23 protein-coding genes are annotated in these 23525 nt (G+C 39.8%); 18 read left to right on the top strand and 5 right to left on the bottom strand.

Annotated elements, in window-relative coordinates; all coding sequences use genetic code 11:
- Positions 1 to 644 precede the first annotated feature (644 nt).
- Complete coding sequence (locus BUB77_RS19250; RefSeq protein WP_073278470.1) at positions 645 to 1379, bottom strand: GntR family transcriptional regulator; 735 nt, start codon at positions 1377 to 1379, stop codon at positions 645 to 647.
- A gap of 250 nt (positions 1380 to 1629) precedes the next feature.
- Between BUB77_RS19250 and BUB77_RS19245 the strand changes: the two genes are divergently transcribed.
- Genes BUB77_RS19245 through BUB77_RS30290 form a run of 6 tightly spaced genes read left to right on the top strand, consistent with a single transcriptional unit; the run spans position 1630 to position 7050 of the window.
- Complete coding sequence (locus BUB77_RS19245) at positions 1630 to 3195, top strand: amidohydrolase (protein WP_073278469.1); 1566 nt, start codon at positions 1630 to 1632, stop codon at positions 3193 to 3195.
- Positions 3196 to 3243: 48 nt separating this feature from the next.
- Positions 3244 to 3471 carry a hypothetical protein gene (locus tag BUB77_RS19240; protein WP_073278468.1) on the top strand — a complete coding sequence of 76 codons (228 nt, stop codon included), beginning with the start codon at positions 3244 to 3246 and terminating at the stop codon, positions 3469 to 3471.
- Positions 3464 to 4882 carry a YfcC family protein gene (locus BUB77_RS19235; protein WP_073278467.1) on the top strand — a complete coding sequence of 473 codons (1419 nt, stop codon included), beginning with the start codon at positions 3464 to 3466 and terminating at the stop codon, positions 4880 to 4882. Before BUB77_RS19240 ends, BUB77_RS19235 begins: the two co-directional genes overlap by 8 nt.
- 37 nt (positions 4883 to 4919) lie before the next feature.
- The gene (locus BUB77_RS19230; RefSeq protein WP_073278466.1) at positions 4920 to 5888 is read left to right on the top strand and encodes an SIS domain-containing protein; all 969 of its coding nucleotides are present in this window, start codon (positions 4920 to 4922) and stop codon (positions 5886 to 5888) included.
- A 17-nt stretch (positions 5889 to 5905) separates the two neighbouring features.
- Positions 5906 to 6763 (top strand): PfkB family carbohydrate kinase, encoded by an 858-nt coding sequence (locus tag BUB77_RS19225; protein WP_073278465.1) that lies wholly within the window; start codon positions 5906 to 5908, stop codon positions 6761 to 6763.
- A gap of 17 nt (positions 6764 to 6780) precedes the next feature.
- Positions 6781 to 7050 (top strand): hypothetical protein, encoded by a 270-nt coding sequence (locus BUB77_RS30290; RefSeq protein ID WP_073278464.1) that lies wholly within the window; start codon positions 6781 to 6783, stop codon positions 7048 to 7050.
- Positions 7051 to 7203: 153 nt separating this feature from the next.
- Here BUB77_RS30290 and arfA read toward each other — a convergent pair whose 3' ends face one another.
- On the bottom strand, positions 7204 to 8700 hold the full coding sequence (arfA, locus tag BUB77_RS19210; protein ID WP_073278463.1) for an arabinosylfuranosidase ArfA: 1497 nt from the start codon (positions 8698 to 8700) through the stop codon (positions 7204 to 7206).
- 249 nt (positions 8701 to 8949) lie between these two features.
- Here arfA and BUB77_RS19205 point away from each other — a divergent pair, with 249 nt between their 5' ends.
- The 5 genes from BUB77_RS19205 (at position 8950) to BUB77_RS19185 (ending at position 12651) form a co-directional block, all read left to right on the top strand.
- Positions 8950 to 9726, top strand: coding sequence for a helix-turn-helix domain-containing protein (locus BUB77_RS19205; RefSeq protein WP_170866694.1), 777 nt, complete (start codon positions 8950 to 8952; stop codon positions 9724 to 9726).
- A gap of 215 nt (positions 9727 to 9941) precedes the next feature.
- The gene (locus BUB77_RS19200) at positions 9942 to 10853 is read left to right on the top strand and encodes a GNAT family N-acetyltransferase (RefSeq protein WP_073278462.1); all 912 of its coding nucleotides are present in this window, start codon (positions 9942 to 9944) and stop codon (positions 10851 to 10853) included.
- Positions 10854 to 10895: 42 nt separating this feature from the next.
- Entirely contained in the window at positions 10896 to 11219 is a 324-nt protein-coding gene (locus tag BUB77_RS19195; protein WP_073278461.1) for a glutaredoxin family protein, read from the top strand.
- A 211-nt stretch (positions 11220 to 11430) separates the two neighbouring features.
- Positions 11431 to 11697, top strand: coding sequence for a CD3324 family protein (locus tag BUB77_RS19190; RefSeq protein WP_073278460.1), 267 nt, complete (start codon positions 11431 to 11433; stop codon positions 11695 to 11697).
- Between the two features lie 180 nt (positions 11698 to 11877).
- Positions 11878 to 12651, top strand: a complete 774-nt coding sequence (locus tag BUB77_RS19185; protein WP_330392636.1) for a class I SAM-dependent methyltransferase — start codon at positions 11878 to 11880, stop codon at positions 12649 to 12651.
- Positions 12652 to 12923: 272 nt separating this feature from the next.
- Here BUB77_RS19185 and BUB77_RS19180 read toward each other — a convergent pair whose 3' ends face one another.
- Both BUB77_RS19180 and BUB77_RS19175 read right to left on the bottom strand, forming a co-directional pair.
- Positions 12924 to 14669, bottom strand: a complete 1746-nt coding sequence (locus tag BUB77_RS19180) for a methyl-accepting chemotaxis protein (RefSeq protein ID WP_073278459.1) — start codon at positions 14667 to 14669, stop codon at positions 12924 to 12926.
- A 148-nt stretch (positions 14670 to 14817) separates the two neighbouring features.
- Positions 14818 to 16116 (bottom strand): LysM peptidoglycan-binding domain-containing protein, encoded by a 1299-nt coding sequence (locus BUB77_RS19175; protein WP_073278458.1) that lies wholly within the window; start codon positions 16114 to 16116, stop codon positions 14818 to 14820.
- A 204-nt stretch (positions 16117 to 16320) separates the two neighbouring features.
- Here BUB77_RS19175 and BUB77_RS19170 point away from each other — a divergent pair, with 204 nt between their 5' ends.
- The 5 genes from BUB77_RS19170 (at position 16321) to BUB77_RS19150 (ending at position 20874) form a co-directional block, all read left to right on the top strand.
- The gene (locus tag BUB77_RS19170; protein ID WP_084124474.1) at positions 16321 to 16992 is read left to right on the top strand and encodes a flavin reductase family protein; all 672 of its coding nucleotides are present in this window, start codon (positions 16321 to 16323) and stop codon (positions 16990 to 16992) included.
- A 72-nt stretch (positions 16993 to 17064) separates the two neighbouring features.
- A complete protein-coding gene (locus BUB77_RS19165; protein WP_073278457.1) occupies positions 17065 to 17289 on the top strand; it encodes a hypothetical protein in 225 nt (74 codons plus the stop codon).
- A gap of 384 nt (positions 17290 to 17673) precedes the next feature.
- A complete protein-coding gene (locus BUB77_RS19160; RefSeq protein WP_073278456.1) occupies positions 17674 to 18498 on the top strand; it encodes a linear amide C-N hydrolase in 825 nt (274 codons plus the stop codon).
- Positions 18499 to 18823: 325 nt separating this feature from the next.
- Positions 18824 to 18985, top strand: coding sequence for a DUF255 domain-containing protein (locus BUB77_RS30905; RefSeq protein ID WP_073278455.1), 162 nt, complete (start codon positions 18824 to 18826; stop codon positions 18983 to 18985).
- Positions 18986 to 19023: 38 nt separating this feature from the next.
- Positions 19024 to 20874 carry a thioredoxin domain-containing protein gene (locus BUB77_RS19150; protein ID WP_073278454.1) on the top strand — a complete coding sequence of 617 codons (1851 nt, stop codon included), beginning with the start codon at positions 19024 to 19026 and terminating at the stop codon, positions 20872 to 20874.
- Positions 20875 to 20952: 78 nt separating this feature from the next.
- On the opposite strand, the gene BUB77_RS19145 is transcribed toward BUB77_RS19150, so the two are convergent.
- Complete coding sequence (locus BUB77_RS19145) at positions 20953 to 21483, bottom strand: GNAT family N-acetyltransferase (protein WP_073278453.1); 531 nt, start codon at positions 21481 to 21483, stop codon at positions 20953 to 20955.
- 626 nt (positions 21484 to 22109) lie between these two features.
- Between BUB77_RS19145 and BUB77_RS19140 the strand changes: the two genes are divergently transcribed.
- Together BUB77_RS19140 and BUB77_RS19135 are read left to right on the top strand one after the other, a co-directional pair.
- Positions 22110 to 22712 (top strand): DNA-3-methyladenine glycosylase, encoded by a 603-nt coding sequence (locus BUB77_RS19140; RefSeq protein ID WP_073278452.1) that lies wholly within the window; start codon positions 22110 to 22112, stop codon positions 22710 to 22712.
- A gap of 115 nt (positions 22713 to 22827) precedes the next feature.
- Positions 22828 to 23520, top strand: a complete 693-nt coding sequence (locus tag BUB77_RS19135) for an iron-sulfur cluster assembly scaffold protein (RefSeq protein WP_073278451.1) — start codon at positions 22828 to 22830, stop codon at positions 23518 to 23520.
- The last annotated feature ends 5 nt before the right edge of the window (positions 23521 to 23525 follow it).

Raw genomic sequence — 23525 nt, 5'->3', positions numbered from 1 at the left:
CTCTCCATCCATCTGCCACATTTACCATACATGATTCAGTTTTTACCAGTTTATTAGTAGAATTCAGATTCTATCAGTGATATAATTAGAGACTATGAAAGAAGTAATTACTTAAAATTGTTAATTTAAAAGAGATTTATCATGAAGAAAAAACTAGGATTCCTGTTTCCGTTGTTAATAATATTATGTGTATCCGTATACCTGTAACAAAAAATGTTATTGTAAGTAACCAACAGGGAAAGGCACAGGTATAAATATGACGCAGAACTGATTAAAATGTATTTTCCTATGATAGATATGAAAAAATTTGTTTCAGAGATAGAGGCAGAGTATTTAAATTTTGATGGAGTAAATATATCGTTTCAATGCAACAGCAGAGTATGTGATAATGGAATCATTTGCAGTGCTTATGCAGAAATTCTGCCGGATAATTCGTTTTATGACTGGCATAATCATTAAACTTCTGATAATGGAAGAATGCAGAATGACAAACAAAGAAATATGAGAGGCTGCTAGGAGAAAGTATCTATAAATACATATGATGTCAGAACTGAAAAAACTTGAGGAATAAAGAAAGCAACGTTATATAAGCTTTCTTTATTCCTCAAGTTTTTTCAATTTTCAACTAAGCGGTCAGAAGGTAATCATGTTTTCGTATAATCTTCCAGATAGAACCGGTAACGCTCGCTGATAATATATTGCTTACCGATATGTACAAGTTCCTTTCTGGAATCATACATCTGGCAATACAGATAAAAAAGAGGTTCTCCGCCGGATACCTGCAATTTTTTAGCAATATCTCCATTTGCTCTGACCACATCGATATAAGAATTGGTGGAAATGGAGACACGTATTCCGTGCTTTTCTTCCAATAAGCGGTATAGGGAACCGTCTAAGGATTCGTTTAAAAGAAATGAAAAACGCGAATATGGAAATAGATTATTCTCACACATGACAGGAGAGCCATCTGCCAGACGGATACGCTGTAGAAAGATGGCAGAGCTGCCAGGTTCTTCATTCATAGCTTTAGCATCTTCCTGTGTCAAATGGATGATTTCTTTTTTTGTAACCATACTGGTAGGGTTCATACCGTTTGCTTCACAAGCTTCACTAAAGCTAAGCAAATGTTCAATTTTGCGTTGTATTTTGTGTTCCTGTACAAAAGTACCTTTACCCTGTTTTTTTGTTAAAAAGCCTTCTCTTGAAAGTTCTTCTATAGCACGGCGCACAGTAATACGGCTTACGTTATATTGTTCGCTGATTTCTGTCTCGGTAGGAATTTTTTCTCCATAATGCAATTCACCTGTTTTAATAGAGTTTTTAATTTCTTCCTTTAGCTGCAGGTATAAAGGAATCGCATTATCAGGATTTAATTTCATAATTGTAACTCCTTTGTAAAGATTTATCTAAGTTCCACTATACTATAGTTGACGTGGAATAACAAGCTTATTCTGATAAAGACCTATAAATTGTATAAATTTGGTTGTTGAATGTACATTGTGCACAAAAACAGAACCAATAATTATAACAAATGACAAAGGATAAGAAATTTAGAAATTATTATTGTATATAACGTTATATTATGATATAGTAAAAACACGCAAAAATGAAATGGGAGGGTATTGAAAAATGTGCAAAATTAATATTGATTTAATCTTGCGCTCCAATTATATTTTCACAGGTTTAAATGAAAAACCAGAAAAAGGCTATATCGCTGTTTCCGGTAACACAATCATCAAAGTAGGAATGGATGATTCTTACAAAGAATTAATTGGAGAAAATACTAAGGTTTTGGATTTGAAGGACCAGCTTATAACACCGGGTTTTGTAGATGTACATACCTTTTTTACCGGATATGCTATCTACCATATTGGAATGGATCTTTCAGAGGTCGATTCAGAAGAGATGTGCTTTGGAAAAATTAAGGAATATGCAAGAACACTTAAGGAAGGGCAGACTATTTATGGCCATGGATGGGATGTAAACCGGTTTCCGGCTAAAGGCATAGAGGAGCTATTAAATCAGAAATATCCGGAGAGACCCGTTATATTATTTTCGGCTAACAGAAGCACCTGTATCATGAACAAAGCCGCAAAGGATGCTTACGGCTTTACACCTTCTACTTGTTATCCGGAGGCATATTACAAAATCATGCGGGAGTATTTAAATGACAGAACTTATATTGAAAAAGAGTTCAGGGATTATATGAAATTATTAAACAGCAGAGGTGTTACCGCCGTCAAGGAAATGGGATTTGATGATTTCTATGGATTTGATACATTCTTAAAAGAAAAAGAAGAAAGCAAAGAATTAACCCTGCGAATATTTTTCATGTCCCAGCCCGTTGGGGAAGGAATTAATATTGAACACGGAAAACAAATGAGAGAAAAGTTTACCGGCGACTTTGTTCGATTTTCAGGCTATAACCGGATGACGGACGGAACCGTAGCAAGTAAAAAGGGAGACCTGTTAAAACTCTATGAAGGAACTGATTCCTGCTGCTCAATCCATATTGATTATGAAGGAATTGAGAAGGAAGTTCTACTGGCAGATCAAAATGGCTTCCGTTATTCACTCCATGCACAGGGGGATGGTGCGGTTCATAAGGTACTGGATATTTTTGATAAGTGTAAAAAGGAAAATAATAAAGTATTAAACAGGCATGCGATTACAGACATGGAGTTTACGGCTCCGGAAGATTTAGAGCGTATGGGAGAACTGGGGGTAATAGGAGAAATCTATTTTCAGATTATGTCATTAGATTCCGGTGATGAAGTCAAAGCGGCAATCCTGGAAACCATTGGTAAGGAACGAGGACAGTATTACTGGAACCGGAGAAAAATGATAGACAGCGGAGTCGTACTTTCCGGAGCCACGGACCTTCCCCTTATGATAACCGATATTCCGGAATCCATCTATCATGGATGCGGCGGATATTTTCCAGAGGGAGGGGAACCATTTAACAAACATAATACCATAGCCATTGCTGAAATATTGAAAGCCTGGACTTTAGGCGGTCAGAAAAATCTTGGAATGGAAGAGAAATATGGAACCCTGGAAGAAGGAAAAATCGCAGATATTACCGTACTGGATAATAATGTATTTCAAGTTCCTATGGAACAAATGCGCGATGTCAAGGTATCAATGACAATCGTCGACGGGCGTATCGTATACAAGAAAGAGTCTGCTAATTAAAAATGAAGGAGAAACCCAGGCGGCATTAGGGGTAAAGACCATTGAATTATGGCCTGGGGCTCCCCACTTGGACATCTTATCTGGGGAGATGGAAATCATGATTTAGAGAGCTGGTTAAAAATACTAGATCGGAGAGGGTATAAAGGTTACTTAGGGCAGGAAATCACGGATTTCAGTTATTTTGAAAAGCCGGATTCCCACGATATGCGAAATATGGCAGCTAATGACCATTTATTAGATAAATACTGTATTGGAGAGAGGTACGATTATGAATGAAAAGAAAAAGTTTAAATTCGCTTTGCCCCATGTTTATACATTAGCATTTGTATTAATCATTGTATTTGCCATAATGACTTGGATTTTACCAAGCGGACAGTTTCAAAGAGAATTAATCGATACACCGGCCGGTGAAAGGGAAGTAGCAATTTCCGGAACCTATAAAGTAATTGAAAAAATTAGTAACGACGGAACTGATCTGCGTCAGGGGTTGTTAGAAATTCTGATGGCGCCTACCAGGGGAATTCAGGCAGCTGCCGATGTGGTAGCCTTTATTCTTTTGATTGGTGGAACGTTTCAGATCCTGACAAAAACCAATGCCATGAATATGGGAATCCGCAGAGTAATCAGAAAGCTTCAGGGAAAAGAAGTATTGCTGATACCGATTGTGATGCTGTTGCTTGGTATCGGCGGAACCACATTTGGTATGTCGGAAGAAGTAATTCCGTTTTACATTATGCTCATCCCAATATTTTTTGCAATGGGGTATGATTCCATGACCACCTTTATGGTCGTATTCTTAGGACCTCAGATTGGCTATGCAGCCTCCACTACAAATCCTTTTAATGTGCTTATAGCACAGGGTGTTGCAGGGATTCAGGGAAATCCTCAGTTAATCTACCGTTTTATTTGGTGGATTATCATGATGGCTATCTCCATTATCTTTGTCATGCGCTATGCGGCAAAAGTGCACAAGAATCCGGCTTGCTCTATTACCTACCAGGATGATCAGCTAAAAAAACATGAATTTGCAATGGATGAAGAGAACACAGAATTTACCCTCCGCCATAAATTAGTACTTGGTATTTTTGCTCTGGGTATGGGTACGATTGTATTCGGTATCTTAAAATATCACTGGTATATGGATGAAATATCTGCCATATTCCTGGTTATGGGTATCTTAATGGGTATAGCCGGCGGTCTGAAAGAAAAAGAAATAGCAGAAGAATTTGTAACCGGAGTTAAGGATCTGGCATTTGCTGCAGTAGTAGTTGGTGTCTGCCGTGGTATTTTAGTCGTTGCAGAAAGCGGGATGATTATTGATACCATATTAAATAGTTTATCCAACAGCCTTGCCAATATCGGCAGCGTAGCATTTACAACGGTTATGTATCTGGTACAGTCCCTGCTTTCCATTCTGGTACCTTCTTCCTCCGCCTTAGCTTCCCTTACCATGCCTATTATGGCTCCGTTATGTGACTTACAGGGAGTTAATCCGGAAGCGAGTGTTACTGTTATGCAATTTGCAAATCAGCTGACGAATATGATCAGCCCCACCGCAGGTATGACCGTAGCCGGACTTGCAGTTTGTAAGATTTCCTTTGGACAATGGTGGAAAACAATCTGGAAATTCTTTATTGTTATCACAATTTTAGCTATGGTATTCTGTGCAATTTCCGCACAGCTTTAACATAAACAATAGAATTAAATTTTATGGAGGATAAAAAATGAATGCAAAAGAATTAGTACAAAAAATTATAAAAGAACATGAGGAAATCAAGGATGTTTACTTTGTTGCCTGCGGCGGCTCTTTGGTCGATTTATATCCGGGTTTCTATTTTATACAGACAGAATCGGAAACCATGCATGGAGCTTGGTATACCAGTAAAGAGTTTGTTATTGCTCCGCCGAAACATCTGGGTAAAAACAGTCTTGTATTTATCTGTTCCCACGGCGGTAATACAAAAGAAACGGTGGAAGCAGCTCATCTGGGTAAAAACAGGGGGGCAGCTGTCATCACCATGACACACAATCCGGATTCAGCCTGCAATGATGATTCCATGATACCTGTAGTCTATGATTGGGCAGATACGGTGAAGGAAAAGGATAAACCCCAGGGAATCGTACTTCGCGTCCTGAATGAAATCATGAAAGTACAGGAATCGAATTATAAATTGTATGATGGGATTGCGGACGGCATTGAAAAAATTGACGGAATTGTACGTGCAGCAGTAAATAAGGTAAAGAACCGCACCTGGGTATTCGCAGAAAAATATGCGGACGAATCTTTCCTTTATATTATGGGTTCCGGTGCTTCTTATTCCCAGGCTTACGGATTTTCTATCTGCTCCCTCCAGGAAATGCAGTGGATGGATTGCTGTTACCTGCATTCCGGAGAATACTTCCATGGACCCTTTGAAGTAACAGATGAAGATCATTTATATATCCTTCTGATGAGTAAAGGTCCGAACCGCGTCATGGATGAAAGAGCACTTACCTTCTTAAAGAAATATGCTAAGAAATATGAAGTTATAGATGCGGAAGAATTGGGTATCGGCGCAATAGATGATTCCTGCGTGGAATATTTTAACCCTATCCTCTTTTATGCGATGAGTGTTGCTTATCGTACTGGACTGCAGGATAAACGCCGCCATCCTTTGGATATGAGACGTTATATGGGTGTAGTGGAATATTAATAGAAAGAGGTATGAATATGGGTAAATATAATGTGAATGTATTAGGTTTCGGTGATAATGTCGTAGATAAATATGAACATATAAAAACCATGTATCCAGGTGGAAATTGTGTGAATTTTGCTGTTTATGCAAATATGTTCGGAGCAGCCAGAAGCGCTTATATGGGGTACTTTGGAAACGATAAGGAAGCAGAACATGTAATGAATACGCTTCAGGAGATTGGCATCGAAATGATAAAATGTCAGCGGCTGGATGGAGAAAACGGATGTGCGAGAGCAACTTTAATTGATGGGGACAGGGTATTCTTAGGGTCCAATGAAGGCGGTATCCGCGGAGAGACACCTTTTATTCTGAATCAGTTTGATTTAGAGTATATCAGACAATTCGACCTGGTGCATTCCGGTAATTATTGTTTTATGGAAAAAGAGCTGTATAAAATTAAGGAAGCAGGTATTTCTATTTCTTATGATTTTTCCGATGATTCTACGGATGAGTATTACAAGGAGGTTGCTCCTGATATAGATTTTGCTTTTTGCTCCTTTGACGGAACCGAAGAGGAAACCCGGGAACGCTTAAAATGGATCGTTTCTCTTGGACCAAAGCTCGCCTGTGCTTCCAGAGGTGCTGAGGGTTGTATGTTATTTGATGGGAAGCAGTTCTATCTACAGCCGGCGGAACCTATCGAAAAGGTAGTAGATACCATGGGTGCAGGTGATTCCTTAATCACTTCATTTCTGGTTAGCTACCTTGACCGCCTGAAAAAAGGCTGTAACGGTGATTCGGCACTCAGGGAAAGTATATCAGAAGCTGCCAGGTTTGCAGCAAAGATATGTTGTATCGATGGAGCGTTTGGTTATGGAAAAAAATATGATTAATCCTTTTTGGAGATGTATTGAGTCCATTTCGCCTGGCCCTTTGTACGGGAGATACGGAAAGGGCACTGCACAGCCAGATCATGTTCGGTTCAAACGGACCCCGGTTACGGCAGTTTAAATTACTTCGGACCTTGGATAAAGTACCTATGAGGAAATATGCAAGAGAGAGTATCTATTATAAGAATGCTTTGAGATTTTTCATATTGTTCCTTTGGAGGCAGATTATGCCCATGCCCATTTCCTTCCCAGCTATGGTGCCACAGGAAATAACTCTACAGGACATATAAAAAGTCTTATCTGTGGAAATCATTGCGTATTTCCGGTAGTAGACGGAAAGGTTGGAACGTGCGTCCGCCGGGCGTACATTATAAAGGAAGAAGCTCCGGAGAGCTTCTTCCTTTTATGCTGTCGATTCCAATAATTAATGCCTGTTCTATTATTTATTTGCCAAGAGTAATCACATGGAAGCTCTTATCGCATAATACAGCTGATAGAATACCGTTATCCATTCTGGCATTTTCTACTTTGACAGGAGCAACGTTCTCAGGCTGCTCTTCGGTATTGATTGCCTTTAAATCGGAATGGGTCAATACGATATGCTCTTTTACGCGGTAATCTGCAAATTGCCTTAAATCACAGGTCACTTCCATGGAGGACTCAAGGTCTTTATTCACGGCAAATATGGTCAGAGTATCCTCTTCTTCGTTCATCATGCAGACACAGTCCAGGTAAGGAGCATCTCCATGCTTGGTTTCATAGACAGGAGTGTCTACAATCGTATTTAATACGGTTCCTCTGCCGTGATTGCTGATAAGGGCAAAGGGGTAGAAGATTGTCTGCATCCATGCGCCGGTATCGGATGTCATAATGGGGGCAATAACATTGACAAGCTGTGCCAGACACGCTACCTTTACGCGGTCTGCATGGCGCAGCATGGTAATCATCATACCTGCCACTAATAGGGAATCTTCAAAATTATAAATATCCTCCAGCTGATGGGGGGCCTTGCACCAACGCTCCAGTTTCTGGTCCTGTTCATGGGAATGATACCATACATTCCATTCGTCAAAGGATAAATGAATGGATTTGTTCTTGCGTTTCTTTGCTTTCACTGAGTCACAAATGGAGATTACCGAGCTGATGAACTTATCCATAGCTACGGTGCTGGCAAGAAATTCAGGGGTGTTATTTTCCGCATTTCCATAATACTGATGCAGGGAAAGATAATCCACCTGGTCATAGCATTCGGAGAGCACCGTATCCTCCCAGCTGCCAAAGGTATCCATGTAAAGGGAGGAGCTGCCGCAGGCTACAAGCTCGATGGAAGGGTCCACCATCTTCATGATACGTCCGGCTTCTGCAGCCAGTCTGCCGTATTCCCCGGCTGTCTTGTGTCCCATCTGCCAGGGTCCGTCCATCTCGTTGCCGAGGCACCACAGCTTTATATCATGGGGATTTTCATAGCCGTGCTTCCTTCTTAAATCACTGTAATAACTGCCGCCTTTTAAGTTGCAGTATTCCACGATATTCTTTGCGTCCTCCACACCGCGGGTTCCCAGATTAACAGCCATCATGGCGGAAGTATCGGCTTTTTTGGACCAGTCCATGAACTCATTCAAACCAAATTGATTTGTTTCAATGACATTCCAGGCAAGGTCTATTTTCTCAGGACGTTCATTTTTAGGACCTACACCGTCTTCCCAGTGGTAGCCTGATACAAAATTTCCGCCGGGATACCGGACAATGGGAACATTTAATTTCTGTATCAGTTCCATTACATCCTTCCGAAGGCCCTGCTCATCGGCAAAAGGACTTCCGGGCTGATAGATACCTTCATATACGGCACGTCCCAGATGCTCGATGAAGGAACCGTAAATACGTTTATCGACCTCTCCTACCACAAAATGCTTATCAATACTTATTGTTGACTTTTTCATACTTACACCCAATGTGCCATAAAAAACCGGTTGAAAGAATCACAGTATGGCATCCTTTCGCTTTTTATATTTTCCTTCAACCTTCTCCTTACATATAACTGCTTATGTCTTAAATATGCTTAAATTATAACATTTCCATTGAAAATAAAAATTACATTATTTCTTATAGTATTGACTTTTCTTCCGATAATAGATATGCTGATTAAAAGCAATCCGATAATTTTATCCGGTTAGAAGGAGATGGAAAAAGTGATAACAATTGATTACTGCGGATACCATACCCATAATCCTGACAGGGATGTTATTCTGCGTCCCTCCGGCACAGACAGCTATCTGTTCCTGCTTGTTCTGTCGCCCATGACCTTTTATTTTTCGAACCATAATGCGGTCAAGGCAAAACCAGGAGCCTGTATCCTGTATACGCCCGGAAAGTACCAGCATTATCAGGCCGATCATGAGTTTTTTAACAGTTATGTGCATTTTTTCTGCAGTCAGGAAGATATAAAGGATTATGAGATTAAAAAGAACAGGATATTTTATCCCGACAATACGGAGGAGCTTAACTGGCTGCTTAAGAAGATTTATCAGGAGTTCATCAACGGATTATCGAAGTCGGAGGAAATGACCGCTTTTTACATACATCAGCTTCTTATACTGCTTCACAGGGGACAGCTGCAGGAAGAAATCCCGGATGAACAGAGGCAGGGCATCTATTCTGAATTACTGAGTCTCAGACAGCAGGTATTGGGGAGCTGCGAGCAGCCCTGGAGCGTGGAAAAGATGTGCAAAATATTAAATATCGGGAAAAGCCAGCTGTATAAGTATTATGAGCTTTTCTTCCACAGCACCCCAAAGAAGGAGCTGGTTCAGGCAAGACTGCAAAAGGCAAAATACCTTATGAAAAATGATGCGGTGACCATTAACCAGGCTGCCTATGATTCCGGCTTTAATAATATCTGCCATTTTAACAGGCTTTTTAAAATGCAATGCGGATGCACACCTGGGGAGTACAGGGAAAAAAGCTAAAGAAAGTACCTTGATATTCCAGAATGATTATAATTGATTTTGAACTTATTTTTCGGAAAATTCCTTGCTATAATAGGTCTAAGATATTCACAATGAAGAAGTCTGAATTGAGCACAGAGGGTGCCCATTCCAGACTTCTTCCAGCATTGTTTGTGACGCCTGAAAGCGGCATCATGTTGGAATGAATGAAACTGATTAAGTAAGAAAGGATGCGCATGCAGGTTCTTTCAATCTTTGATATTTGTGGCGCAATGGGAAATATGAAAAAGGCTGATTTTATAAGAATAAAGGAAAAGATGACGATTTATGCCTGTAACTCTTTGGAATACACGGATTATGAGGATATCGCAGGGTATGAAATACGAAAGGAAACGGACAGTGTCATTCTGATAGAGGGCTTTCATAGGGAAGCCGGGTGCAGGCATTATCACTGGGCAGCCAATGAACACAGAGAATTATTGGCGGCTGTCGGCAAGGCAGATAACTGTCTGATGGAATTCATACCGAAAGAATGGGTGGAGGCTTTTGAACAAGAGGGGTTTGCAATCAGGGCCCATTGGAAGGATTACTTTAAGGATTCTCTGGCAGATGTCCCGGTGATAAAAGCAGAGGAAATCAATGAATTTAACCTCTTAAATGAAGGTGATCTTTTAAATAAATGTGATCTTCTAAAAGAAGGTGACCTTCTGAAAGAAGGTCAGATTAGGGAAGTCTCAGAAGTAACCATTTCCTGCAAAGGACAAAGCCGCGGCTTTACGGGACAGACAGTAGAATGGGTACGGGAATGGCTTGATAATTCCGGTAACGAAGAGCCGGTACATAAAGTAATTCTTGTTGAGAGGGAAGATAAGAAGGTAACAGGCATTGTGTGCACCGGTATTTACGGCTGTGACAGCAGGAAGGGGCCTATAGCATGGATAAAAGAGGTTGCGGTAAGACCTGAGTATCAGAACAGGGGAATTGCCAGAAGACTTATAGAGAAGGCACTCTGCTATTGTAAATTCTATGGTGCCACAAGAGCCTTTCTGGCGGCGGATGAATGTAATGTCCATGCCATCCATTTATATGAAAGTATTGGGTTTTGCCCCGGACCCGAAGAAGGGCAGATTGACATGATGAGGGAATAAGGTTAAAATGGTAACATGATAAGTTTGAAAGGAGGAACAGACATGAAGGTAACCATGTATGGAACAGAAATCTGCCACGATTGTGTGCAGGCCAAGAAGGAACTGACTGCCTGCAAGGATGTTCAGCTGGAATATAAAAATATTACAGGGGATACGGCTACTTTAAAAGAATTCCTTGCTTTCCGAGATAAGGAAGAGATGTTTTTGGAAGTGAAGCAGGAAGGAAGAATCGGAATTCCCTTTTTCATCCTGGAAAACGGAGAAAAAACCTTTGATATTGATGAATATGTGGAATTGCCTAAGACAAAGGGGGATTTTGTTCATGCTCTCAATGTCTGCTCCATAGACAATCCCGGGCAGTGTTAATACTACAGAAAAACCATAGATCTGATTTTTATGAAAGGGGTCAAAATGCTAGAATATCTGTTATTTATCAGAAAATCCAACCAGTCACCCAAAAAGCTCTATGCAGCGCAGGACATGTAGACTGGCGATTCCCTGTATAGAGCGATAACGAATCGCAATGAATATGAAATGTGCTGCACTCTGATGGAATTTATCAGAAGGAGCGAGAGGCATGTCATATGTAAATGGAAAAGAGATATTACCGGATAATATCCTGGAAGAGATACAAAAATACTTTGGAGGAGGCTTGATTTATATTCCCCTGCCAAAGAATGAACGCTGTAAGTGGGGCAGCAGGACTGCCATCAGAGAAGAATTACGGCAAAGGAATGAAAAAATCAGACAGAGAAAAGAAGAAGGCTGTACGATAAAGGAGCTGATGGAAGAGTTCCATCTTTCTTATGATAGTATTAAAAGAATTATATATCAGAAAAACTGATACTGGAGCTGCTGTAAAACTATGAATTTTACGGCAGCTCCTTTTTTGTGTAAAACATTTTTAAACTATTTTATTACAAAGAAAATTGTTTAACATTATGTTAGGCTGTAAATATAAGTTAGATTGTGCAGATTGTGCCTGTGAAATCCCCGGCTCAATCTTGCAGCAGGATGGGAAGGAATGGCTGTTATGATGAAAGATAAGTATACTGAAATTAATGCTAAGACCTGGGATAACTGGGCAGAGAATGGCTCCATATGGTCTGTTCCCATATCAGGGGAGGAATATGCCAAGGCCAGAGAAGGAGAATGGGGAGTATACCTTACACCCTGTATGACTGTCCCCCATGAATGGTTTGGTGAATTAAAAGATAAGAAGCTTTTGGGCCTTGCAAGCGGCGGCGGCCAGCAGATGCCGATATTCACGGCACTTGGGGCAGAATGTACGGTATTTGATTATTCTGACCGCCAGCTGGCGGCAGAAAGAGAAGTAGCCCAAAGAGAGGGCTATGATATTGCTATCATCAAGGGAGATATGACACAACCTCTTCCTTTTGCAGATGAAAGCTTTGACCTGATATTTCATCCGGTTTCCAATTGCTACATAGAAGATGTTTGTCATGTCTGGAAAGAGTGCTTCCGCATCTTAAAGAAAGGCGGTATTTTACTGGCAGGCTTTGATAACGGTATCAACTTCCTTTTTGAAGAAGGAGCACCCTTCACAGTGGTAAATAAACTGCCTTTTAACCCGCTTAAGATGGAAAAGGAGCGGGTTGAGAAGATGGCGAATGATCTTGAAGGAATACAATTTAGCCACAGCATGGAGGAACAGCTGGGTGGACAGCTAAAAGCAGGCTTTAGGCTGACGGATATTTATGAAGACAGGGATAGGGAAGAGGGAACTATTGGAGAATACATACCGCAATTTATGGCAACAAGGGCGGTAAAGGAGTAAGAACAGTGCGGACACTTGCCTGTGATATGGATATTAAGGGTAATTCACCTACAACTGAATATTGAAAGAGACAACATTAAAAAACGGCAGATATTATATAATAATATGATATAAAACGGAAGCTCTCGGCTTTTTTCATTATAAGTATAAAAGTAAGTAATATAACTTTTATACAATAGGAAGAAAAGGGTGAGAGCTTCCGTTTTGCAGTGTCATCTCCTAAGGCAATTAGTATTATTTGCTGTAGCTAGTATTACCTGTTGCAGCCGGTATTACTTACTGCCGGATAACTTGAATTTATCAACATTTTCAAACAGCAATACAGCCTGTGTATTTAAATCCTCACTGAAAGCAGAGCACTCTTCGGCAGCTGAAACATTGTTTTGAATAATGGCAGATATCTGGCCAATACCCTGGGTAATCTGCTTTAATTCATTATTCTGCTGCCTGCTTTCGGAGTCGATTTCTTTCATGATATCTGTAAATCGTTTAATCATATCTGTTATGTCTTTCAGCTCATTTGCCGTTTCGGCAGTATTTTTGGAACCATTTGCAACTGCCTCAAGGGAGGTGTTGATCAGATTTTCGGTCTCACTTACAGCACTTGCGGATTGAGCCGCCAGCTCACGCATTTCCTCGGCTACCACGGCAAAGCCCTTGCCTTCGTTCCCTAAACGGGCAGATTCGATTGCCGCATTTAAAGCAAGAAGGTTTGTCCTTGCGGCAATTGCTCCGATAGCTTTGTTAATACCGCTGATTTCCTGGGAAGTACGGTCGATATTTTCCATTGCTGTCAGTAAGTTCCGCATTTTTTCATTACCTTCGTTGGCTTTGTCTATAATCAGGCGGGTATAATCGGATGCCTTGTCCACACTTGTTGTATTCTTCTCTACATGGGAGGAGATTTCATCCAGGGACGCGGACAGCTCCTCGATAACGCCTGCCTGCTCCGTAGCTCCCTCGGCAAGGGTTCTGGACGTGTCGGCTACCTGCTCCGCACCGCTTTTTACTTGATTGGAGGCCTGGTTTATGGATAGGAGAACCGTATTTAAATAGGCGGTAATATTTTTTATGGATTTTTGAATGGGAACAAAATCACCGGAATAATCTTTGGCAGTATGGATTCTTAAATCACCGGAGGAAATTTTTTGCAGGTTAACGGAGATATCCTCTACAATCATTTGCAGCTGCTTTATCAGGCTGTTTTCAGCCTCTGCCAAAATTCCTGTTTCATCGGTTTCCGTGATATTTTCGGAACCCGGCGTATGTACGTCACCCTGTGACAGCAGATGCAGCCGGCTGGTAACAGTAGTAAGGGGCTGCGTTATCTTATCAATTACTTTCTTTAATTGGCGGGTACCGATTAATAAGCATAATAAGCTGGCCAATATTAAGATAATATCGGAGGTTGTCTGTTTTGCACGTAAGGTGAGAATTGATTTATTGATATCATCATAATAATTTCCGGTACTGATGTACCAGTTATAAGGTTCAAATTTAGCTGTATAGGCTCTTTTTTGAAAAATACCGCTGGTATTTGGCTTGGTAAAATAGAATTCCGTAAAGTTAGTGCCCTTATCGGCAGCTTTCATAAGGTTGCGGATATAATAATTCCCTTTCTTATCAACAGCATCCAGACGGTTGGTTCCTTCATATTCAGGATTCATATGTACAACGCATAAGCCGTCAGCCATATCGGCCCAGAAATATCCGTTTCCGTTATTATAACGGCTGTCCCGGACTATTTTCTCGGAGGAGGACAAGGCTTCTTCCTTTGTGATATCTCCCGCTTCGTAACGCTGATAATTAGCTGTAAGGGCACTGATAAGACTGTCTGTTGCCGTTTTTATTTCGATATCAAAGCTTTGCTTTTTCTCCGTGATTGCCGTATCATAGGATAATTGCAAAGCAATTCCTGCTAACAGGAACAAAGCAATAATCGTGCTGATCAGAATAGCTCTTACGTTTTTAAGGAGTTTATCTTTTAACATCATGTTTTTCTTAATACTTTTTTTCATTTGTCGGCCTCCGTGTGTTCAATTAAATTAGTTGGGGGTGGGAAGGATTTGATATAGGACGTTTGCCCCGTTCAATTATAAATTCAAAACTGAAAAAATACAAGCAAAAAGGTTGGAAAATTCCTTCACACAGCAGTTGGTCCCCGTGTTAGAGAACAATGTTCATGACTTTTACTATATTATATTGTGTATTAATAATAAACCACATTTGAGTATTGAAATACATAATTGTCCAAAGAGATAGGCCCTGAAGTTCATATTCTGCTGCCAGCTGGGCTCTGGTATCAAAACCTCTGGCATCTATAAACCATACTACATGTAATACCCCATTGCTGTCAGCATAGTAGAAATAAGGCGCCTGGGCCGGCTCGTTAAATTGTATTGCTATGCCATTTTCAGCCGCGATTTGTATGGCACTGTCATAAGTTATGGCATTTGCTCCGGTGACACCGGGAACATAGGGAATCTGCCAATCGTAGCCTATAGTGGTGATACCTAAAAAAATTTTTTCAGAAGGTAGGATACTGACTGCATAATTTATCAATTCTGTTAATACATTTACAGGAGAAATCGGACTTGGAAAGCTGTAGGACCTCCCCCAGTTATACGAAGCAAAGATAATACCATCTACATAGACGGATAATTTTGAATAATCAATTCTTTCAAAGCTAACCCCCTGGCTTTCAATATTCATATTTGGTGTTACGGTTACCACTATCCTGTATCCTGCTGCGTGGAAGATATCCGCTGCTCTTTTCAGATAATCAGCAACTAAATCTATGTTATTAAAGGTAACGTATTCAGCATATATGTTTATACCATAGTAACCTTTCGATTCCACAAGCTGAAGGGCATTTTCAATAAGATGATCCTGTACTGCCATGCTGCTTAAAATATTGTAAGCCACTTCACTGCTGCTTATACCCTCTTCCGTAAAAGTAGAGACAAACATCATGGGTGCCACACCATAGATTTTAGCCAATTGTACAAGGTCTGTGTCATCATCTCCCATAATGATATCTCCATCACTTGTAGCTCTGTAATTGAAGATAGTCAGATAGGATAAAAAGGGAAGGGTCTTTATTAAAACATTCCTGTCTATATAGGGAAATATATAACCGCTGGTAGCGAGTGTTACGGTTTTATTTGTTTGATAAGTTATGACCAGGGTTTCGCCGGGATATAAAAATTCTCTGCCGGAAAGATAGGGATTATTTCGTAATAATTCCATAACAGAAACGCCCTGTTGTTCAGCGATGCTCATCAAAGTATCTCCGGCCTGCACAGTATAGACGGTTTCAGGCTGGACAATAACGATAGTTTGGCCAACTGCCAGATTGTCAGGATTCATTATACCATTTTCCAGTATTAATCTTTCGGCAGGAATATTATAATAAGCTGATATTGAATTAATGGTTTCACCGGGTTGGACAACATGTATTGTCATGCATACTCTTTATTCGTTTTATTAATTCTATCATATGCATATGCACTTGATTCATTACAAAATACTGTAAATAATTCCAGGTTATTATTTTCTGGAAATTATTGTTTTAAATCATATAATATTTGAAGAGTATTTATATTATCAAACAGGACACACTGCTGTCGTGTTTGCTGTGTTATGATTGAAATAAAAGGGAGATTCATTATGAAAAAGGAAATTTCTATTATTGAAAGGCCAGAGAGATTTACGGAGCAATACTTGGCAGCCTGCGGCAATATGTCATGGTATGATTTTGTGACAGCCATGCCGTCGTTGGTATTCGTCGTCACAGGTTGGAAATCGAACGGTAAGGAAAACGCCTGTCTACAATCTTGGTCTACCTTTGCGGGAAGCGGAGCTGACAACTTCATCTGTATCATGGGAAAAGTCGATAAAGGCGGGCATATGTATCAATCATTGAAAGAAACGAAGGTGTGTGTATTAAATTTCCCTTCAAACGACATTTATGACCGCTGTATTAAAACGATTGGCAATAATCAGTTTGAAACTGATGAAATCACCGCCTCCGGCTTAACGGCGGAGAAAGCCTCAAAGGTCAACGCACCGCGAATCAAAGAATGTTTTTTGAATATCGAATGTGAATTTTTATGGGAACATGAGCTTTTCGAGGGAAGCCAGGAAGTGGCGGTTGCATTGAAAGCCGTCAACATTTGCATGGATAGCGAACGCTACGACCAAAGCAAACTCGGCAGATACGGAAAGAGCGGTTTTTTGTTTCAAATTGACCAACCAACCAATCCGGAAACAGGAGAAACAACACCTTTCGGGCCAGGTATATTGGAGCAAGGGAATCCAATTCCTTGGATTACAAAATAAGCATTTTCTACATATTGAAGGTAAATAAATTCTAAATCCTAAACCTCACTCAATTCTGTGGGGTTTTTATAAATGAAAAACAAGAAACCAACTGGCTGCGTAGTAAAGATATTGATTGTTTTATTATTTTTAATTTTATCTGCTGTTTTAATACATATATTAATTAATCCCTACCGGGGAAGTATACTTAGATGGGAAAAGCAAGATGTAACTCTAAATCAATTCTTTACCATAGAAGAAGCCAAAGCTGATTTAAAATATCTATATAATCATTTATACTGCAGGATAATCGGTTAGCTAAAGTAATTGGCGAACCCTGCGGGAATAAACCATCCTCTTATGGTGAAGTAGTAAGCTTCCTTCTGCCAAATTCAAAATTATATTTTTCCTGTTCTATTTGTTTTCTTGAGCGGCCTATGAAATCCCTAACCAGCGAGTTATATCAAGTCCCTGATTTCTTAACAATCGCTGATATGGCTGATGAAAAATTATATGAACTAATAAACGTGGTGCATTTTTGATTCTTAAAAATGTTTAAGGTTGAACTATCAAGATGCCTGGTGATATCATATGGATGGAAGTTTAAGAAAGTGGTGAAGCCAATAGTAAAATAGCTAAATGGTTCTCTAAATACTCTAAGCATATTATATGACAAAATTATATATAAAAGGAGGTTCCAAAATGTGTACAAGTTTTGCAGTATACAGTCAAGAAAAAGCTATTTATGGTATGAATTTCGATGCTGATGATATTGATTTAAAACTAAAAGTCAATAGTTATAATGATATGAACTTATTTTACTTTTCAGGCTTAGCAGATAACAAATACAGGGATATCGCTGGTTTTAATAGTGAGGGTCTTTTTATCTGTACTCAAGCAGTAGAATATAGTCCAGGTTTTAAATCAAGCTGTAACGAAAATGATTGGTTTGCTTTTGATATTTTTGATGAGGCGCTAAAGAAAACAAGAAAAACATCTGAATTTTTTGCAATGCTTAATAAAAGAGTAATCTCGTATCCTAAAAATCCATTATTCCCAGATTTAGGGCTGCATACTATTATCGCTGATAAAACTGGTGATGCATTTATTCTGGAAGAAGGAAATGATACAAATATAGTAAGTCCTATTCATAATGATTTTATTATTATGACTAATTTTCCAAATGGGGATTTTAAGGATGCAAACTATAATAAAGTATATGGTATAGGTGCTGATAGATATATTTGTGCTCATGAATATATTCATAATAATATTCATAGCTTTGGAATAAATGAAGCCTTTGAAGTTTTAAGTAAAACTAGTCGGGAGGATACTCGGTGTTCAATAGTATATGAACCATTAAAAAATGAAATTTATATTAGTTTTAAAAAAGATTCAAGCAAAAAATGGAAAATTTCTATTATCGAAAAAACAATCCAATCATTGGATGGATTTTTAAGCAATAATAAAATTCAATTTAAAAATGAAGAAATATTTGTGAAGGATATTATTAGCTTATATAAGTGAAAACCATTTAAATAAAGAAGAACAATTGGTAAGACTTTCGTGGCGTAAAATGATAGATAACTCTTTTGAAAACCGTTTTAAGTCAAGTGTCACGGGGATGTATGCTTAATGAGTTTCAAACTTTAATGAGTAATCCTCTATTGACTTGGGAAGAACAAAATGAACTATACAAGACGATAATTGAGCATATAGACTATAGGTATGTTGAAAATAGTTTGACGATTGAGATTAGGTTCAAATAAAAATTAGTGGCTATGTGGCTTACATAGTCACTTTTTGTTTGGGTATAATAAGGATATATTTTTATTTAAGGAGGTGATGCCCTATGACAACTAGCAAGATACCCAATAGATTAATACATGAAAAAAGTCCTTATCTACTTCAACACGCTTATAATCCAGTTGACTGGTGGCCTTGGTGTGAACAAGCATTTACGAAAGCAAAGGCTGAGAATAAGCCGATTTTCTTATCTATTGGGTACTCCTGACGTGGGTGCAGTAAACTGTTTGTCATTGGTGCCATGTAATGGCACACGAATCCTTTGAAGATAAAGAGATAGCGGAGTATCTGAATGCCAACTTTATTTCCATTAAGGTTGACAGGGAAGAACGTCCCGATATCGACAGTATATATATGTCCGCCTGTATAAGCTTTACAGGGGAGGGAGGCTGGCCTTTAAGTATTTTTATGTCGCCGGACCAGAAGCCCTTTTATGCAGGAACCTATTTCCCGAAGAACTCCAATTACCAGATGACTGGCTTTTTGGACTTGATACGGGCTGTAAAGAAAGCCTGGGAGGATTCCAGGGAAGAGCTTATACAGACGGGTGAAGATATTATAAAAGCGCTGGCAGAGGAAAAGAGAAATAATAAGGTATCCTTAAAGGAACTGACGGAAAGAGGAATGGATTATTTAAAGAAATATTTTGATAAGGTTAACGGAGGGTTTGGCAGAGCGCCGAAGTTCCCCACGCCTCATAATCTTATGTTCCTTTTGGAGTATTATACCTATTATAAGGACCGGGAGGCCCTGCAAATGGCAGAATATACCCTTACTGCCCTGTACCGGGGAGGAATCTTTGACCATATCGGATATGGGTTTTCCAGATATTCCACGGACCCTGTCTATCTGGTTCCTCATTTTGAGAAGATGCTTTATGATAATGCCATGCTGGTAACCGCTTATCTGGAATGCGGTCAGATTACCGGAAAGGCGCCCTATCTGGAAGTAGCGGAAAGGATTATAGAGTACGTCGACAGAGAGCTTACCGCCGGGGAAGGAGGCTTTTTCTGTGCCCAGGACGCGGACAGCCAGGGAGAAGAAGGAAAATACTATGTTTTTACCCCTGAGGAAGTGCTGGAGGTGCTGGGAGAGAAAGAAGGAAATTATTTTAACGGATACTTTGATATTTCAGAAAAGGGAAATTTTGAGGGTAAGAGCATTCCCAACCGGATTAAGGCTGTTGAACTGGGAAACTTTTTGGAAACCGGTAATGAAAGGATTGACAGGCTTTGCGGAAAGATGCGGGAATACCGCCTTCACAGGGCAAAGCTTCATAAAGACGATAAGATGCTCACCTCCTGGAACAGCCTCATGATTATGGCTTATGCCAAGGCTTTTCGCATCGTGGGAAAGGATAAGTACCTGCAAAGGGCAGTCAGAGGAGCCAAATTTATTGAAAGCCGTCTGATGGAGAAGGACAGGCTGAAGGTTCATTACAGAGAGGGGGTCAGCAAAGGAGAAGGACACCTTGAGGATTATGCCTTTTATGCCATGGCTCTTCTGGCCCTGTATGACAGCAGCTTTGAAACGGTATATTTAAGCAGGGCACTGAAAGTCACACAGACCATGCTGGAATTCTTCTTTGATAAGGAGGAGGGAGGCTTCTATCTGTATGCAAAGGATGGGGAAAGCCTGATTTACCGCCCCAAGGAAGCGGAGGACAATGCCCTGCCCTCCGGCAATTCGGCGGCAGCCTATGTACTCAAACGGCTTTCCGCACTTACCGGAGATGCGAAGCTAATGGAAGCCTCCGCCCTGCAGCTTCAATATTTATCGGAGGTTATCCGCTATCCCATGTCCCACTGCTTTACCCTGAAGGTCATGCTGTCTGATATAAATTCGGCAAAAGAGCTGGTATGCGTCACAGCGGGGAAAGAGGACCGGGGATTGGAAAAGCTTTTAAAAGAGCATTTTCTTCCGAACCTGACCGTTATCCTGAAAAACACGGAAAATCAGGAGGAGCTAAGTAAGCTTATTCCTTTTACAAAGGATTATCCCATAGAGGAAAGAACTGCTTACTATCTGTGTGAAAATAAAATGTGCTTAAAACCGGTCTATCGGATAGAAGAATTAGAGCAGTTACTTGAAATTTAAAGATTATTCAAAAAGCAGTTTAGTAAAAAACTTTTAAAAAAGTCACTTATCCCTTTCAGAGAGATAAGTGACTTATCATTATATTCTTTTATACCATTCGGCTCGAAGTAAATTCATACATATTTGTGGTTCTGTATCAGCCTTTCTGCAAGGCGCGCATTCTTTAAAACCAAGCTTGCTGACACTTGCTATTGATGCTTTGTTTTGTGGATGTGCAAGGATATAAATACAATCAACACCAAGATACTCAAAACAAATATTGATAAGTATTGGCAGTGCTTCCGAAATATATCCCTGTCTCCAATAGTCTTTCCAAATATCATAACCGATTTCAACTTGTTTAAGATCATTATCCAAATAATGATAACCACATGTACCAATAAATGCATCCGTATTTTTATCGAACATTCCATAACGAAGGTAGCCTTTACCTTCTGGATTTTGATAATGCTCAATAATATCTTTTGCTTCCTCCATATCGCAAGGGGGCTCACTAAAGTATTTACACATATCTGCGTCGGAAAATTGCCTGTAAACAACCTCGATGTCCTTTCGGTTTAACAAGCGGAATTTCATTCGTTCCGTTATGAATGGTTCTGATAACTTCATAATTTTCACCTCATATCAGAGGCTTTAAAGAGAAGATATTATCAACATTAGGTTAATCGGCATATAAATCTTTAAACTTTAATCACCTCAATTATTTTTATGAACATAAACATCATCTCCTTTCCTCAAATTTTAACCCTTTTTATCCTATCATCCAGGTTCATGGTACGTCAATATAATTCTTGGTATTTTGTAAGAATTGGGGAAATACTATTGTACATTATGTTTACAGTGAATGGTCCTAAACACGATTGATTATCCTAAGCCAGTTACTGTTTCGGGATATGAAATTTAAAGGTGATGTATAAGAATCAAAGATAGGTCAAGAGACCGATAATAATTAAAAGAGCTTTCGGTTATGCTAAGAGTAGCTGCGGTTCCATAAGTTGTTTCTTCATCCTAATTGTTGTGAAGAAAGCTTATGGAGGCGCAGCTTTTTATATTCCGTTGTTTATTTGTTGTTTTTTGTATAGTATACTATAAATTAAATTAATATTTCACAAGGCCTGGTTTCTGTGGCAACGCATGCACACTTGGGGGCATTCAGCTTTTAAAAATAAATATATTTGGGAGAAACGGCAAGGAAAGCTAGTTCTTAAAGGGATATCAAAGGAGATAGAAGCAACATGAAATTACCAAGAGAATTTTACAGACAGGACGGAATATCCCTGGCAAAGGCACTTCTTGGGAAGGTGCTGGTCCATCATACGGCAGAGGGGGTTACGAAGGGAATTATTGTGGAAACGGAAAGCTATATGGGTGTGATAGATGCCGCTGCCCATTCCTATAAGGGAAAGAAGGACGGCCGCTGCAATATCCAGTACAATGAAGGCGGCTATGCCTATATCTATATGATTTATGGGATGTATTACTGCATGAATATTGTGGCAAATGAAAAAGATGTGCCGGAAGTGGTTCTGCTACGGGCTCTTGAACCTCTGGAGGGACTTTCCTTAATGGAGCAAAGGAGAAAAACCTCTAAACGAAAGGCGCTTCTCAGCGGTCCCGGTAAGCTTTGTCAGGCTATGGGAATTGGAAAAGACAATTATGGTACAGATTTGTGTGAAGACAAACTGTATGTGGAGGATTTAGCGGAAGCAATAGATTTTGAAATAGAAGTCTCCAAGCGGATAAACATCGATTATGCGGGAGAAGCCAGGGACTATCTATGGAGGTTTACAATAAAAGACAATCCTTATGTATCGGTAAAAATGAAGACACCCAGTTAATAAATTTTATCAAAAACTATGGACTAATTTGATATTTTATGAGAAAATAAGTGCGGTGTTAAAATAATAACGATTTATACTGCAATTATTGATGTACATTGAAAGGAGTCTTGACATGATTTATTCACATGAAGTAGAAATGATGTGTCCGGTTGCGCAAGGCGTTAACCACGGGGCAGCACCTATCCCGGAAGAAGCAAAATGGGTACAAGCCAAGGAAGTGAAGGATATCTCCGGTTTAACACATGGTGTTGGCTGGTGTGCACCTCAGCAGGGAGCCTGTAAATTGACCTTAAACGTAAAGGATGGTATTATCCAGGAGGCTTTGATTGAGACTATCGGATGTTCCGGTATGACACATTCCGCAGCTATGGCAGCAGAAATTCTTCCCGGAAGAACTGTTCTGGAAGCACTGAACACAGACCTTGTATGTGATGCTATCAATACTGCTATGAGAGAGCTTTTCTTACAGATTGCTTACGGTAGAACTCAGAGTGCGTTCTCTGAAGACGGACTTCCTATCGGAGCAGGTCTTGAAGATTTAGGTAAAGGCTTAAGAAGCCAGGTTGGTACAATGTACGGAACCTTAAAGAAAGGTCCCCGTTACCTTGAAATGGCAGAAGGCTATGTTACCGGTATTGCTCTTGACGACGAAGACCAGATCATCGGTTATCAGTTCGTAAATCTGGGCAAAATGACTGACTTCATTAAAAAGGGTGATGACCCTACTACCGCTTACGAGAAGTCCAAAGGACAGTATGGACGTGTTGCGGATGCAGTGAAGATTATCGACCCCAGAAAAGAATAATAACC

The organism is Anaerocolumna jejuensis DSM 15929 (genome assembly GCF_900142215.1).
In the GTDB taxonomy this organism is placed as follows: Bacteria; Bacillota; Clostridia; order Lachnospirales; family Lachnospiraceae; genus Anaerocolumna; species Anaerocolumna jejuensis.
The sequence above is the reverse complement of the archived record's forward strand: the minus strand, read 5'-3'. Positions and strand labels throughout refer to the sequence as shown.

Coding starts and splice junctions, on each gene's coding strand:
- BUB77_RS19200 (WP_073278462.1), top strand. CDS start 9,942: ATGCAGGTTCTTTCAATCTTTGATATTTGTGGCGCAATGGGAAATATG.
- BUB77_RS19195 (WP_073278461.1), top strand. CDS start 10,896: ATGAAGGTAACCATGTATGGAACAGAAATCTGCCACGATTGTGTGCAG.
- BUB77_RS19250 (WP_073278470.1), bottom strand. CDS start 1,379: ATGAAATTAAATCCTGATAATGCGATTCCTTTATACCTGCAGCTAAAG.
- BUB77_RS19245 (WP_073278469.1), top strand. CDS start 1,630: ATGTGCAAAATTAATATTGATTTAATCTTGCGCTCCAATTATATTTTC.
- BUB77_RS19140 (WP_073278452.1), top strand. CDS start 22,110: ATGAAATTACCAAGAGAATTTTACAGACAGGACGGAATATCCCTGGCA.
- BUB77_RS19145 (WP_073278453.1), bottom strand. CDS start 21,483: ATGAAGTTATCAGAACCATTCATAACGGAACGAATGAAATTCCGCTTG.
- arfA (WP_073278463.1), bottom strand. CDS start 8,700: ATGAAAAAGTCAACAATAAGTATTGATAAGCATTTTGTGGTAGGAGAG.
- BUB77_RS19185 (WP_330392636.1), top strand. CDS start 11,878: ATGGCTGTTATGATGAAAGATAAGTATACTGAAATTAATGCTAAGACC.
- BUB77_RS19150 (WP_073278454.1), top strand. CDS start 19,024: ATGGCACACGAATCCTTTGAAGATAAAGAGATAGCGGAGTATCTGAAT.
- BUB77_RS19235 (WP_073278467.1), top strand. CDS start 3,464: ATGAATGAAAAGAAAAAGTTTAAATTCGCTTTGCCCCATGTTTATACA.
- BUB77_RS19135 (WP_073278451.1), top strand. CDS start 22,828: ATGATTTATTCACATGAAGTAGAAATGATGTGTCCGGTTGCGCAAGGC.
- BUB77_RS19180 (WP_073278459.1), bottom strand. CDS start 14,669: ATGAAAAAAAGTATTAAGAAAAACATGATGTTAAAAGATAAACTCCTT.
- BUB77_RS19165 (WP_073278457.1), top strand. CDS start 17,065: ATGAAAAACAAGAAACCAACTGGCTGCGTAGTAAAGATATTGATTGTT.
- BUB77_RS19175 (WP_073278458.1), bottom strand. CDS start 16,116: ATGACAATACATGTTGTCCAACCCGGTGAAACCATTAATTCAATATCA.
- BUB77_RS19190 (WP_073278460.1), top strand. CDS start 11,431: ATGTCATATGTAAATGGAAAAGAGATATTACCGGATAATATCCTGGAA.
- BUB77_RS19230 (WP_073278466.1), top strand. CDS start 4,920: ATGAATGCAAAAGAATTAGTACAAAAAATTATAAAAGAACATGAGGAA.
- BUB77_RS19225 (WP_073278465.1), top strand. CDS start 5,906: ATGGGTAAATATAATGTGAATGTATTAGGTTTCGGTGATAATGTCGTA.
- BUB77_RS19160 (WP_073278456.1), top strand. CDS start 17,674: ATGTGTACAAGTTTTGCAGTATACAGTCAAGAAAAAGCTATTTATGGT.
- BUB77_RS19240 (WP_073278468.1), top strand. CDS start 3,244: ATGGCCTGGGGCTCCCCACTTGGACATCTTATCTGGGGAGATGGAAAT.
- BUB77_RS30905 (WP_073278455.1), top strand. CDS start 18,824: ATGACAACTAGCAAGATACCCAATAGATTAATACATGAAAAAAGTCCT.
- BUB77_RS19170 (WP_084124474.1), top strand. CDS start 16,321: ATGAAAAAGGAAATTTCTATTATTGAAAGGCCAGAGAGATTTACGGAG.